The organism is Planococcus plakortidis (assembly GCF_001687605.2).
GTDB classification, from domain to species: domain Bacteria; phylum Bacillota; class Bacilli; order Bacillales_A; family Planococcaceae; genus Planococcus; species Planococcus plakortidis.
Genome location: NZ_CP016539.2, coordinates 456,924 through 470,307, shown reverse-complemented (window position 1 = coordinate 470,307; position 13,384 = coordinate 456,924). Strand labels below are relative to the sequence as shown.

The following is a 13,384-nucleotide window of genomic DNA, read 5'->3' as shown; positions in this document are numbered from 1 at the left end:
CAGGTTACGCAAGAAGGACGAGGCTGAGCGCCATGACCGCCATTCCCGCAACCAATCCATAAATCGACAGATGGGCTTCATCATAGCGCTTCGCTGCTGGCAGTAATTCATCCAACGAGATGAACACCATGATCCCCGCAACACCCGCGAAGATGATGCCGAACAATGTGTCGCTCAAAAAAGGCATCAGGAACAGCCAAGCGGCAATGGCCCCGACCGGTTCGGATATCCCTGAGAGAAAGCTGTATTGGAATGCTTTCTTGCGGCTGCCGGTCGCGTAATAAATCGGGACAGACACCGCAATGCCTTCGGGAATGTTGTGGATAGCGACTGCAATGGCAATGGCAATGCCGAGCGCGGGATCCTGTATTGCCGACATGAACGTCGCGATGCCTTCGGGAAAATTGTGGATCGCGATAGCCAGCGCCGTAAAGATCCCCATCTTGCGGAGGCGTGCGTATTCGTCGTTGCTCGGTTCATCGTCCATGTCTTCTACCGTTCGCACTTCATGGGGATTCCCCATCTGCGGCAGGATCCGGTCAAGCACCGCCATGAAGACCATGCCGCCAAAGAAGCCGGCGAGCGTCAGCCAGTATCCTGCCGTCTCTCCTTGTGCAGCTGTCAGCGAATCTTTCGCCTTGAAGAAAATCTCGATCATCGAGACATAAATCATGACGCCAGCCGAGAAACCGAGTGACACGGACAGGAATTTCGTATTGGTGCGCGAAGCAAAGAATGCAATCAAACTGCCGATCCCGGTGGCAAGACCCGCAAAAAGCGTCAAGCCAAGCGCGAATAAAACCGTACTGTCCATAAGGCCAACTTCCTTCCAGTAGTAATGAATAAGCCTATTCTACTCCAGAAGTTTCCTTCGTGCAACTTTTTTTAACTAAGAAAGATTTCCCATTATTCGTTCACTTCATTACGCAATAAACGCCCGAGTTTCTCCCAATCCGCATCTTTATGTTCGCGGACTGCCGGGTTGTAGAAAACGCTCGCCGGATGGAAGGTCGGAAAGATGTGATAACTCTCTTCCGTTTCCGCGAAGATCCCGTTTTCTTCATCCCAATACAGGATCGGCGTCTCCATCAAGGTCCCATGCAATTGCATGATCTTCGCCTCACGCCCGACGAGCCGTTGCAAGCCGACATTGCCAAGTGTCACAATCAATGGAGGCTTTACCGCACGGATTTCTTCATCAAGGATCGGGGCATGGGCGATGATTTCTTTCTTATTCGGCGCCCGGTTGTATTTTCGCTTCACCACTTCGCCGCTCCGGGTACGTTTTTCTCCCCATTTATACGGGCGGCTTCTGACGGCACTGGTGATATAGACGTCTTCCCGCTCAAGCCCGATCCCCTCCAAGGAAGCCATCAGCTCCTTGCCGGCACGCCCCGTAAACGGAATCCCGGTTTCCACTTCGTTCTCTCCCGGCGCTTCCCCGACCAGCATCAAAGCCGGCGATTCCGGTCCGCTCCCCCAAACAAAGCCTTCAACCGAAAACTCCGCAATGCGTTTTTTGCCCCATTCAGCCAGTTCTTGAGAAATTCTGTACATTCACATCACCTTTTCTTTCCGGAAATAAAAATTTACATTTTCGCTAAATACCGCCATTTGCAATCGTTTTCATGTAATAAAACCTAACATGAAATAAAAATAACCCTTGCATTGTCAGAAAATATTGATTAATATGTTAACAAACCTAACACAATATAAATGTTAGAAAACCTAACACGAGGAGGAAGAAGCATGAAAAAAATCGAGACTATCATTCGCCCTTCTGTTTTCGCCGACGTCCGGCAAGCATTAGCTCTTGAAGGAATCGATGGGTTGACCGTAACTGAAATCGCCGGAATCGGCAAACAGGAAGGGCGCGTCGGCTTGTTCCGCGGGAATGCCTACCGAATGGAATTTTCCCCGAAATTGAAATTGGAAATGGTCGTGGAAGATGAAAAAGTCGAAGACATTATCCAGGCACTCCTCGACTACGCCTCTACAGGTGAAGTCGGCGACGGGAAAATCTTCATCCTTCCAGTAGAAGAAGCCATTCGAATCAGAACAAAAGAACGCGGCACTGTCGCGATAGGATAAGGGGAGATCATTATGGAAGCTGTACAAAGTTCAGTCGATATGTTGTGGGTCATGCTCGGTGCCATGCTCGTCTTTTTCATGCACGCCGGCTTCGCCATGGTTGAAACAGGATTCACCCGCTCTAAAAATACCCTTAATATTTTGATGAAAAACATGATCACCATTTCACTTGGTTCCATTCTTTATTTCATCGTCGGCTATGCGCTGATGTTCGGGCCGTCGTCGTTTGGCTTGATCGGCACGGAAGGATTCGCATTATCAGGGGTCACGGATATCGGATTTTTCGTCTTCCAGGCAGTCTTTGCCGCCACATGCGCGACGATCATTTCAGGAGCTGTCGCAGAACGCATGCACTTGACCGCTTATATCTTGCTGACTATTGCCATGACAGCCATTATCTATCCGATTGTCGGCCACTGGGTATGGGGAGGCGGATGGCTTGCTGAAATCGGCTTTATCGACTTTGCCGGCTCCACAGTCGTCCACTTGACAGGAGCTGTCGCCGCCTTTATCGCGGCTTGGAAAATCGGCCCTCGTCTCGGCAAGTATTCCGGTAAAACCGTCAATACGATTCCAGGTCATAGCTTGCCGCTTGGCGCGCTTGGCGTATTCATCCTATGGCTTGGCTGGTTCGGCTTTAACGGGGGTAGCACACTCGCGGCAGATCCCGCGCTCGTGCCGCCTGTCATCGCCAACACTTTGCTCGCAGCATCTGCCGGTGTGTTGGCTACGGCACTTTACACTCGCTTCCGCTACGGCCAAATTGACGGCACCTTGACGATGAACGGCGCGCTTGCGGGTCTTGTCGGCATCACTGCCGGTGCTGCCAACGTATCATTCCTTGGCGCCATCTTGATCGGCCTTGCCGCCGGAATCATCATGACAGAAGCTGTCCATCTATTGGATACGAAAATCCGTGTGGACGATCCGGTGGGGGCTGTATCGGTTCACGGAATCGCAGGGGTTTGGGGAACGCTCGCGATCGGCTTCTTCGATGTGAACGGCGGATTGCTGTATGGGGGAGGAGCCGAAATCCTCGGCATCCAGGCTGTCGGCGTACTGGCCGTCATCGCTTGGGCATCCTTGGCTACGGGCGCTGTCCTTCTCTTGATCAGCCTTGTGACACCGCTGCGCGTGACAGCCGAAGAGGAAGAAACCGGCTTGGACTTTGCAGAACACGGATCGCAAGCCTATTCAATGCAAGACGTGCTGCGCGGTTCATCCGGCAGAGCGGATAATTTCGCAGACCGCCTGAACCAGCTCGGCGAAGAACGGCCGGTTTCTGGCAAAGCATAAAGACAGAGAGAGAAAACTTTGGGGGCCTCAATAGAAAAACGAACGGAGTAAAATTCTCCGTTCGTTTTTCAGGTTGTCGAGAAAGTAAAGTAGTTGTATTTTCCGAAGCTTATTGCTCGCTTTCCGTGGGGCGGGAATCGAGCCTCCTCGTCACTAAAGCGTTGCTCAACTCTCACTGCGTTCGAGCATCGCAAATGAATGTGCTCAGCACAGCTTCGCTCATTCATTGCCTGCGGGGTCTCTCAAACCCGCTAGTCCCACAGGAGTCGAGCAAACGCTTCTCCAAATACTTGAATAAGTCATTGATTTTTGAATGTCGAAAAGATCGTCAGCTTTCAATTTAATATCTGTCTATCAGAGTTCTTCAACACTCTAAAAAACGAACGGAGTAAAATCCTCCGTTCGTTTTTTATTGCGCCAATTTAACGCTCCACTATATCTTCCCGCTCGGCAGAACGCACGGATGTGCGCTTGCGGAAATGCCGCTCCCTCATTTCATACCAGATGGCCACCAGGACGAATAGAGTATAACCCAGGCATAGCCCCGCCAAGACATCCGACAGGTAATGCGCACCGCTCGCCACTTGCGACAAGGCCGTGAGCATCGTCAGCAAAGCAGCGGCCAACCAGATCGACAGGCGTATCGTTTTTGTGCCAGCCCTTTCGCCAAGAAAATACGCCAGCGTGAACAAGTACAACAGGCCGACCATCGCATGATCGGACGGAAAGCTATAAGCGGCCATTTTCTCAGGAAATCCGGGCATCGGGCGGGCAAACCATTGCTGTAGTAATTGATTCAGCGCATTTCCCGCACCGACTGTCAAGAAGACGAAGAGCATTCCCCGATAATCGTGGCGGAACGCCCAAAGAAACACGAGCAACAGGAAACTGGCCGCAAAAATCATCCACTGTTCCCCGATGAACGCCATGGCCTCAAGCCACCACATTCCGTTGAATATGGAAGCAGCACGCTCATCGATTTCCCGCACCGGTTCCCGTTGGTAATAATACAGAATGCCGAAAAACCCAAGCAGTGTTGCCATCGCCAATGGATAAAAGATCCGCTTCATGCTTGCACCTTCTTTCCTGCCACTTCCGTAAGGCATGTTATGCATTCTCCCGTAACTATAAAAAACCTGCATGGAATACACTTCCACACAGGTTCCGTATTTCCTTGTTTGCATTTGGCAACTTCCCTGGTCAGGAATTGAAATACACGCAAATCCGGCAATTGTTCATTTGTTGGATCGGGATATCCATATCGTAGATCTCCTTCAATGCCTCTGATTGGATGATCTCTTCCGTAGGGCCGTCTTTCACGACACGGCCGTTCTTTAAGGCGACGATGCGGTCGGAATAGACCGAGGCGAAATTGATGTCGTGAAGGACGATGATGACGGTCTTGCCGAGCTCATCGACCAAGCGGCGCAGGATCTTCATGATTTGCACCGAATGCTTCATATCCAGGTTATTGAGGGGTTCGTCAAGCAGGACATACTCGGTATCCTGGGCGATGACCATGGCGATGAATGCGCGCTGGCGCTGGCCACCGGACAATTCATCCAAATACGAATGCTGCATGTCTTCAAGATCCATATAATCGATCGCCTGGTCGACCATTTTTTCATCTTCCCCGTTCAGGCGGCCTTTCGAATACGGGAAACGGCCGAACGACACCAACTCGCGGATCGTCAAGCGCACATTCATGAAATTCGATTGCTTCAGAATGGAGACGCGTTTCGAGAATTCATTGGACTTCATCTGCTTTGTATTGGTCTTGTCGATCAACACTTCGCCGGTATCCGCGTCCAACAGGCGGCTGACCATCGACAACAAGGTCGATTTCCCCGCTCCGTTCGGGCCGATGAACGACGTGATCTGCCCCCGCCGTATGTCGACCGATACGTTTTCCACGACTTGTTTCTTACCATATAATTTTGTCAGTTCACGGACTTGGATCATTTAGACCGACTCTCCTTTAATAGCAGATAGATGAAATAGACACCGCCGATGAAATTGATGATGACGCTGAGCGTCGTATTGAACGTAAAGACATGCTCGACGACCCATTGCCCGCCGACCAGGGCGATGATACTGATGATGCTCGCGCCGGCAATCACAATCGAATGTTTATAGGATTTGAAGAACTGGTACGACAAGTTGGCGACAATCAGGCCGAAGAACGTGATCGGCCCGACCAGCGCTGTGGAAATGGCAATCAACACAGCGGACAGCACAAGCATCTTTTTGACGAGCGCGTCGTAGCCGACACCAAGGTTCACTGCCGTATCCCGGCCCAAAGACAACACGTCGAGCGACGGATTATTGCGCCAAGCAAAGCCAATCAAGACGACAATGAACAATAACGATGTCCAGACCAAGTCCGCATTGACGTTATTGAAACTCGCAAACATGCGGTCCTGGACAATCTGGAATTCATTCGGGTCGATCAGCACTTGCAGGAAGGTCGAGACACTGCCGAAGAACGTGCCGAGAATGATGCCGATCAATAGCAGGAAGTAAATCGGCTGATTGTCCTTCTTGAACAGGAATTTATAGAACAATAGCGCAAAGACGACCATGACAGCGATCGATAACAGGAAATTCACTTGCTTGTTGATGATCGTGATATGCCCGGAGCCCAAGAAGAAAATCAGCAAGGTCTGCAGGAGCATATACAAGGAATCCAAGCCCATGATGCTTGGCGTCAAAATGCGGTTATGGGTGATCGTCTGGAACACTACTGTCGCATAAGCGATCGCCACGCCCGTCAGCACCATCGCGAAGACTTTCACGCCTCTTCTCGGCAGCGCATAATCGAAGCTGCCATTCAAGTTATCGAATAAATACAAACCGCATGCCGCAGCGGCGAGCCCGATCAAAATCCATAGTTTATGTACATCACGCATACGCTTTCCTCCTAAACAACATGATCAGGAAGATAAAGCTTCCGATAACGCCGACCATCAGGCTGATCGTGATCTCATACGGATAAATCAAGACACGCCCGAGAATGTCGCAGACCAACAGGAAGATGGCCCCGAGCATCGCCGTATGCGGCAAGGTTTTCTGGAGGTGGTCTCCTTTGAAGATGGATACGATGTTCGGGATGATCAAGCCAAGGAACGGGATCATGCCGACTGTCAAGACCACGGTTGCCGTGATGAGCGCGACCAAGGTCAAGCCGATATTGACGACACTGCGGTATTTGAGGCCGAGGTTCTTCGAGAAATCCTCGCCCATTCCCGCGACCGTAAAACGGTTGGCGTACATATAGGCGATGATGAAGACCGGTACACTTATGTAGAGAAGTTCATAGCTGCCTTTCATGACCATCGAAAAATCGCCCTGCAGCCAAGCCGACATGTTCTGGATGACATCTGCCCGGTAGGCGAAAAATGTGGTGATCGACGACAGGATATTGCCGAACATCAAGCCGATCAGCGGAATGAAGATCGCATCCTTGAACTTGATGCGGTTGAGAATTTGCATGAACAAGAACGTGCCGCCGAGAGCAAACAAGAACGCCACGCCCATTTTCTCGAGCATGGAGGCATTTGCGAACAACAGCATCGAAACGAGAATCCCGAGGCGCGTCGCATCGAGCGTCCCCGCAGTGGTTGGCGAGACGAATTTATTGCGGCTCAATTGCTGCATGATGAGCCCAGCCATGCTCATGCCCGCTCCCGCCAGTAAAATCGCGACCAGGCGCGGAAAGCGGCTGATGAGAAAAATCTGCGTTTCTTCCGATTGAAAATCGAGAAGATCCAGCGGGGTGATGCTGCTGACTCCGACAAACAGGGAGACGAAAGAGAGAATGATCAATATGGGTATTAGAATACGTTTTTTCATGTGTTGCCGCTCCCTATCTACTTCCACTACCAATTGAGAATGATAATGATTATCATTGATTAACTGTATTTTAGTATAGCAGTATAAAAAATGACGTCAAGGGATAATTGAGAACTCTTTTCACTAAGAATGTCGATGCGTTGGAATGTTCACTTGTTTTTCAAATTTATAACCCGCTTGCGTGACCCGGGCAGCTCTTTGGGAATCGCTTCTTGGGTTGAGAATTTGGCTATGCAAACTGTTAGCTTGGCCGGGCGTCGCTTATGGAGCTGCCACCCTGCTTTGGGTTGGCCTCCTGCACCAAGCCAGGAAAAGCGCCTGTCTTGGTTCATCGGCTCACCCTTGGCGCAGTTTGGCTGTGAGATTTCACTGATCGGAGTGTGTTTAGCCGGATCCGCTTTTTTAAACTGTTCCCGGCTAGCGGGGGAATCGCTTCTTGGGTTGGAATTTGGCTATGCAAACTGTTAATTTGGTCGGGCGTCGCTTATGGAGTCGCCGCCCTGCTTTGGGTTGGGGGTGGTGTGCGCAAGGGATCGGCCGCGGTTTGTGGGTCACCGCTTTGCACGGGTTTGTTTCAATATAAAAAAGCAGAGGGAAATTCCCTCTGCTTTCGGTTATTAATATTCGAGTTCCTGGGCTTGTTCCAATACTTCCGATGGGATTTCGATCGGTTCGATGGCATTGTAGTCGCTGTAATCCACTTGCATCTGCGATTCGATCGCCATCATTTCACCGCGTACGTCCACCTCGAGTTCCATATCGATCTCCATGCGATCAGCTAAATAAGTTTCCTTATCGAGCATGATGACATAATTGACGGAATGCACTTCCATGTCTTCCGGGGAGAGCGGGGCTTCGATTTCCATCTGGCCGAGTGTTTTCTCCAATTGTTCATCGGTCAGTTCCTGGAACTCTTCTCCAGAGGCGTCGAGCGTCAGGACATAGGCTTCATCCGTTTCCTCGAGCACGAAATCCTCTTCGAAATTACCGAGTTCATCCAATTGGCGCGCTGGGTCAGCCGATTGCTGTCCGGCAATCGATTTCATGTTTTCGTGCATTTCCTCCGGCATTTTCAGCCACATATCGACAGAGGTCTCATGCATATATAAGCCCTCTTCCGTCATATACATTTCCGTAAGCATCGGGTTGGTGTTGTCGATGTCTTCCGATACAATGCTGGTCTCGCCTGTTTGATGAAAGGCCAAGGGCTCATAGGTCATTTCCATTTCCGAGTCCACCGTCATGTCGATTTCCATGCCGTCCGGCTGCATCTTCATCTGTTGTTCGGTGTTCGACCGGGCGCGCAAGCTTTCCACTTGCTGCGAAGCCTCTACCGCTTCCGCATAAACTTCCGAAGCGCTCTGCGTTTCTTCAGGAGCTTCTTGTGCAGGGGTCTCGCTTTCCTCTTCAGTCGTCGGCGCCTCAGCATTGCTGCATGCGCCAAGGCTGATAACAGCAGCGCCCGTTCCTATGACTGCCATCCATTTCCTCATGGCGTTCACTCTCCTTATAAAGACTTGTCGTCCATTATACAGCATTCTACCCTTACTCACAGTTTACCCAATTTACAGGCGGTTAATTGCGGGTCTTGAAGAATATAGATTTCCCATAAGAAAAAGCTGGAGAGATCCCCCCAGCTTTTCCGCGTTTCATTCATCTCCATAAAGGCCGGCTATTTGCCGACGACGAATTGTTCGTAGCGCTCATAATCCGCACGGCTCAATTCCACGGTGATCAATGTGCCCTCTTCGCCGTATTCGGTTTCCTTGATACTTGCATGGTCGTTCAAATACGCAACGACGTCCCCGCGCCCGAACGGAATTTCCATCCGGCACATGACGTGGTTCGCAAAGAGCCGCTCACGTATGCTTTCGATCAGCTCATCGAGCCCCGCTCCTTCTTTGGCTGATATCCAGACGGCATCGGCACTCTTTCTTGGGTATGCGACACCAGCGAGGTCCGATTTATTATAGACATATAAAGTCGGGACGTTTTCCACGCCCACCTCCTGCAGCGTCGCATCGGTCACTTCCATCATGTAATCATGCTCATCATTCGAGACATCGACCACATGGAGCAGCAAATCCGCATTGCGCGCTTCTTCGAGCGTCGAGCGGAATGCCTTGACCAAGTGGTGAGGCAAGCGGCTGACAAACCCGACAGTATCGGACAACAAAAAGGTTTTATTGTCTTCAAGCCGGATTTGGCGGATAGACGTATCCAAAGTCGCGAACAACATGTCTTTCTCGAACACCCGCTTGTCGACATTCTGTCCCGTCTTCGACAGCAAGCTGTTCATGATCGTCGACTTGCCGGCGTTGGTATAGCCGACGAGCGATACGACCGGCATGCCTTTTTTCAGCCGCTGTTTGCGCTGGGTGACGCGTTGTTCTTTCACTTGGTCGAGTTCCCGCCTGAGCTTGGTGATCTGGTCCTCGATTTTCCGTCGGTCGAGCTCCAATTTGGTCTCCCCGGCACCGCGGTTGGCAAGCCCCCCGCTGCTCGCACCGCCCTGGCGGCCGAGCGATGCGCGCAAGCCGACAAGACGCGGCAACATATACTGGAGTTGCGCCAATTCCACTTGCACTTGGGCTTCGCGCGTGCGAGCGCGCCTTGAAAAGATGTCCAGGATAAGCATCGTCCGGTCAATCACCTTGCATTCCAAGTCTTCCTCCAGATTGCGGATCTGGGACGGCGACAGTTCATCGTTAAAGATGATCAAGTTGGCATCGGCTTCTTCGTACAATGCTTTCGCTTCATCGACTTTTCCGGCGCCGATGTAATGGGCGGGATTCACACGGTCCAAGTTCTGGTGCAATTCACCCACGACTTCGACGCCCAATGCTTCCGCTAAATTCCGCAACTCTTCCATGCTGTATTCGAAATGGGTGTCTTTCTGCAATTGGACACCCACAATAATCGCTTTTTCAATGAATGCTTCCATCCCTTGTTGCCTCCTATCGGCAGAGCTTCGACTCCGCCTGGTACAGTAATGACTCCATCAATTTGAAGTTTCCTTCTATCCTATCACAGTACCACGCCTGCCTTTACCCGAAACGCGGCACCTGATAGCTCCCTTGTTCAAAAACGATTTCCTGTCCGGCCGATTCAAAGCGCACTTCACGCAATCTTTCTTTTGCTTTTCCATCGCCTTGCTCAAACACAAGACTGCAATTTTCAAGTGAAGCAGATCCTCCCAATAAGCTTTTCCATTCCGCTTCCCTTTGCGCCGGATCTTCCACCGAGAATACGAGTGCATCCAAGCGCAAGCTTTCATTGAAATCCGTGATGGCGCCTTTTTGCTTCAAGCCGGCAATACGCGCCTCGTCCGTTTCTTCCCACTCAATGAAAAACGGCAATGGCAATGCCGAAGAAATCGGCTGATCGATAAACAGCAAGCGCCAGCGGATGGTTTCGCCTGAGCCAGTCAGCCGTTCCGCATCCATCGGCCCGACCGTCCGGAACCCACGGTCTTCGATTTGTTTCGCTAATTGATCGAGATCATGAGAACGCAAACAGATGGTGCCGAAGCCCCTTCCATCATGGCGCAGCTGTTGGATAAGCGGATGTTCACTGGCTTCCGCTGTGGCTCTATCTTCAATTGCCAGCCATTCGATGTAGTAATCCGGCCCATACATGAGGGCGTTTTGCGTCCCCCAGTTCTTATGGCTGCCTCCCGTAACTGCATGAAAACCCGCATCGTTCCAAAACCCGCTGCTTGCTTCCGGGCTGGTCCGGGTAAAATGAACGATATGATCCAATTGCATTTTCAGACACTCCTTTCTCTTTCCATATATAAATATCATAACCTCTGAGGCAGTGGAATTGCTGTGTATATGGTCACTTTTCCCTGTCAATTCTGATTTTTCCGGGAAATGGGTGGTTTTTAGGCATCATTTTCGATACGCTAGGGTATAGGAAAAGATAATTACCATATTTCAAAGGAGGTCATCATGGATAGAAAATCATTGAAAAACCCCGTGTTTATCATATCGACAGCCGTGATCCTGCTGTTGGTAGTTGCTGGGGCATTTATGCCGATCCGTTTCGGTGAAATCGCCGGCACCTTATTTAACTTCACCACGCTTAACTTCGGTTGGTTCTACTTGCTAGCTGTCTTCATCATCACCCTTTTCCTGATCATCATCGCCATCACCAAATATGGCAGCATCCGGCTCGGAGCCGACTCCGACCGCCCGGAGTTCCCGTTCTTCACCTGGATCGGCATGCTGTTCTCTGCAGGCTTCGGTGCAGGCCTCGTTTTCTGGGGAGTCGCTGAACCGATGAGCCATTTCTTCACGACGCCGTTCGGCACGGAAGGACAGACGGAAGAAGCTGCGCGCATTGCGATGGGCTACTCCTTCTTCCACTGGGGCATCAGCCAATGGTCCGTCTTCGCCATCGTCGGCCTGGTCATCGGCTTCTTGCAGTTCAGACGCAAAAAGCCCGGCCTGGTCTCGACTGCACTCGAACCAGTGATGGGTTCGAAACCCGTCATCAAGCACACCATCGATTCTCTTGCGGTCATCGCAACCGTCATGGGAATCGCGACTTCACTCGGCCTCGGGGTCTTGCAGATGAACGGCGGCTTGAATGCCGTCTTCGGCATCGACAACGCCTTCCCGATCCAATTGGCGATCATCGGCGTCATGTTCGCTGCCTATACCCTATCTTCTTCTACAGGGCTTCATAAAGGAATTGCCTACTTAAGTAATTTGAACTTAGGCTTGGCACTCGTACTGATGGTGTTCGTCTTCTTAGCGGGCCCGACAGTGTTCATCATGGACACATTCACGCTCGCAATCGGTGATTACATCACCAATTTCGTACAGTACAGCTTGCGCATGGAGCCGTATACCGGTGGGGAATGGGTGCTTGGATGGACCATCTTCTACTGGGCCTGGGCAACGGCCTGGTCTCCATTTGTCGGGGCGTTCGTTGCACGGGTTTCACGCGGGCGCACGATCCGCGAGTTCGTCTTCGGCGTATTGGTCATTCCGCCAGCGATCGCTTGTGTCTGGATCGCCGTCTTTGGCGGTACAGCTTTGTGGTATGACTTGAACGAACAAGCAGGCATTGCGGAAGCGGTCAACGTCGACCTGACTTCTGCCTTGTTCCAGACTTTCGATGTTCTTCCGTTGTCGACCATCATGTCCGTATTGGCGATTTTACTGATCTTCACATTCCTTGTGACCTCAGCTGACTCCGCTACATACATCCTGGCGACAATGACCAGCTTCGGCAGCTTGAACCCGCCGACATTGTTCAAAGTCATCTGGGGCGTCTTGATGTCAGCAATCGCAGCCGTCCTTCTTTACGCTGGCGGGCTTAGCGCCTTGCAGACCGCCTCGCTCATATCGGCCTTGCCGTTTACGGTGCTGTTGCTCCTGATGCTTTGGTCATTCACCAAAATCATCCGCGGGGAATCGCCGCCGATCCGCAAATCGGAATTGCGCCGCTTCCGGCGCTTGGAAAGAGAAGCGAGAAAACAACAGAATAAGTAAGCACAAACCCCTTGCTGCCTTGAAAGCTCTAAATCTTGAGCTTTCAAGGCAGTTTTTTAGTGAAGATTATAGATGCCGCCCCCGCAAAAAAACTGATTACTGCGTCAATAACCCTTTGCTTTTTTCGCCTTGGAGCTATAACGAAAAAAGGGAATGTTTGTTCGCTGTTTACATATACTCATAGAAAGGAGTGTTTCCAATGACCGTCAATGTCTATATGATTTTCAATGGCAATTGCGAAGAAGCAGTGGCATACTATGGAACCGTGTTCGGTACAGAACCAGCTGAGCTTTCCCGTTTCGGGGACATGCCTTCCGGGCCCGGACAGGAAATGCCCGAAGAAATGAAAAGCCGGATCATGCATGCGAGCTTGCACATCCACGGAAGCACCGTCATGTTTTCAGATGGCATGTCAGACGCCCCGGTTGAAACCGGCAAGAACATCAATGTGGCAGTCATATCGGATGACTTGCACAAAATGACAGAGGAATTCAACCAGCTGGCGCAGGACGGGAAAGTTCAAATGGCGCTGCAGGAGACGTTTTGGAGCCTCGGCTATGGCATAGTGGAGGATAAATATGGCATCGTCTGGATGTTCAGCCACGATGACGGCCGGCAATGACCGGGCTCAGTAAAATGCA

The 13,384-nt window shown here is 51.2% G+C and carries 13 protein-coding genes; 4 read left to right on the top strand and 9 right to left on the bottom strand.

Features of this window, described 5'->3' with window-relative positions; all coding sequences use genetic code 11:
* Positions 1-4 precede the first annotated feature (4 nt).
* A complete protein-coding gene (gene zupT, locus BBI15_RS02480) occupies positions 5-814 on the bottom strand; it encodes a zinc transporter ZupT (protein ID WP_068871951.1) in 810 nt (269 codons plus the stop codon).
* Positions 815-906: 92 nt separating this feature from the next.
* Positions 907-1,557, bottom strand: a complete 651-nt coding sequence (locus tag BBI15_RS02475) for a uracil-DNA glycosylase (RefSeq protein ID WP_068871949.1) — start codon at positions 1,555-1,557, stop codon at positions 907-909.
* 192 nt (positions 1,558-1,749) lie between these two features.
* Here BBI15_RS02475 and BBI15_RS02470 point away from each other — a divergent pair, with 192 nt between their 5' ends.
* Positions 1,750-2,091, top strand: a complete 342-nt coding sequence (locus tag BBI15_RS02470; protein WP_068871947.1) for a P-II family nitrogen regulator — start codon at positions 1,750-1,752, stop codon at positions 2,089-2,091.
* Between the two features lie 12 nt (positions 2,092-2,103).
* Entirely contained in the window at positions 2,104-3,387 is a 1,284-nt protein-coding gene (locus BBI15_RS02465) for an ammonium transporter (RefSeq protein WP_068871945.1), read from the top strand.
* Between the two features lie 422 nt (positions 3,388-3,809).
* Here BBI15_RS02465 and BBI15_RS02460 read toward each other — a convergent pair whose 3' ends face one another.
* The 7 genes from BBI15_RS02460 to BBI15_RS02425 all read right to left on the bottom strand — a co-directional run bounded on the left by BBI15_RS02460 (position 3,810) and on the right by BBI15_RS02425 (position 11,006).
* Positions 3,810-4,457 carry a phosphatase PAP2 family protein gene (locus BBI15_RS02460; protein WP_068872671.1) on the bottom strand — a complete coding sequence of 216 codons (648 nt, stop codon included), beginning with the start codon at positions 4,455-4,457 and terminating at the stop codon, positions 3,810-3,812.
* A gap of 130 nt (positions 4,458-4,587) precedes the next feature.
* Positions 4,588-5,349, bottom strand: a complete 762-nt coding sequence (locus tag BBI15_RS02455; RefSeq protein ID WP_068871943.1) for an iron ABC transporter ATP-binding protein — start codon at positions 5,347-5,349, stop codon at positions 4,588-4,590.
* Positions 5,346-6,296, bottom strand: a complete 951-nt coding sequence (locus BBI15_RS02450; RefSeq protein ID WP_068871941.1) for an iron chelate uptake ABC transporter family permease subunit — start codon at positions 6,294-6,296, stop codon at positions 5,346-5,348. Before BBI15_RS02450 ends, BBI15_RS02455 begins: the two co-directional genes overlap by 4 nt.
* Entirely contained in the window at positions 6,289-7,239 is a 951-nt protein-coding gene (locus BBI15_RS02445) for an ABC transporter permease (protein WP_068871939.1), read from the bottom strand. Before BBI15_RS02445 ends, BBI15_RS02450 begins: the two co-directional genes overlap by 8 nt.
* Positions 7,240-7,856: 617 nt before the next feature.
* Positions 7,857-8,732 carry a DUF6612 family protein gene (locus BBI15_RS02435; protein WP_068871936.1) on the bottom strand — a complete coding sequence of 292 codons (876 nt, stop codon included), beginning with the start codon at positions 8,730-8,732 and terminating at the stop codon, positions 7,857-7,859.
* A 179-nt stretch (positions 8,733-8,911) separates the two neighbouring features.
* The gene (hflX, locus tag BBI15_RS02430) at positions 8,912-10,183 is read right to left on the bottom strand and encodes a GTPase HflX (protein WP_068871934.1); all 1,272 of its coding nucleotides are present in this window, start codon (positions 10,181-10,183) and stop codon (positions 8,912-8,914) included.
* 103 nt (positions 10,184-10,286) lie between these two features.
* Positions 10,287-11,006: a VOC family protein gene (locus BBI15_RS02425; protein ID WP_068871932.1), complete on the bottom strand. Its 720-nt coding sequence runs from the start codon at positions 11,004-11,006 to the stop codon at positions 10,287-10,289.
* 186 nt (positions 11,007-11,192) lie between these two features.
* Between BBI15_RS02425 and BBI15_RS02420 the strand changes: the two genes are divergently transcribed.
* Positions 11,193-12,743, top strand: a complete 1,551-nt coding sequence (locus tag BBI15_RS02420) for a BCCT family transporter (protein WP_068871930.1) — start codon at positions 11,193-11,195, stop codon at positions 12,741-12,743.
* A 199-nt stretch (positions 12,744-12,942) separates the two neighbouring features.
* Entirely contained in the window at positions 12,943-13,365 is a 423-nt protein-coding gene (locus tag BBI15_RS02415; RefSeq protein ID WP_068871929.1) for a VOC family protein, read from the top strand.
* Positions 13,366-13,384: the final 19 nt, after the last annotated feature.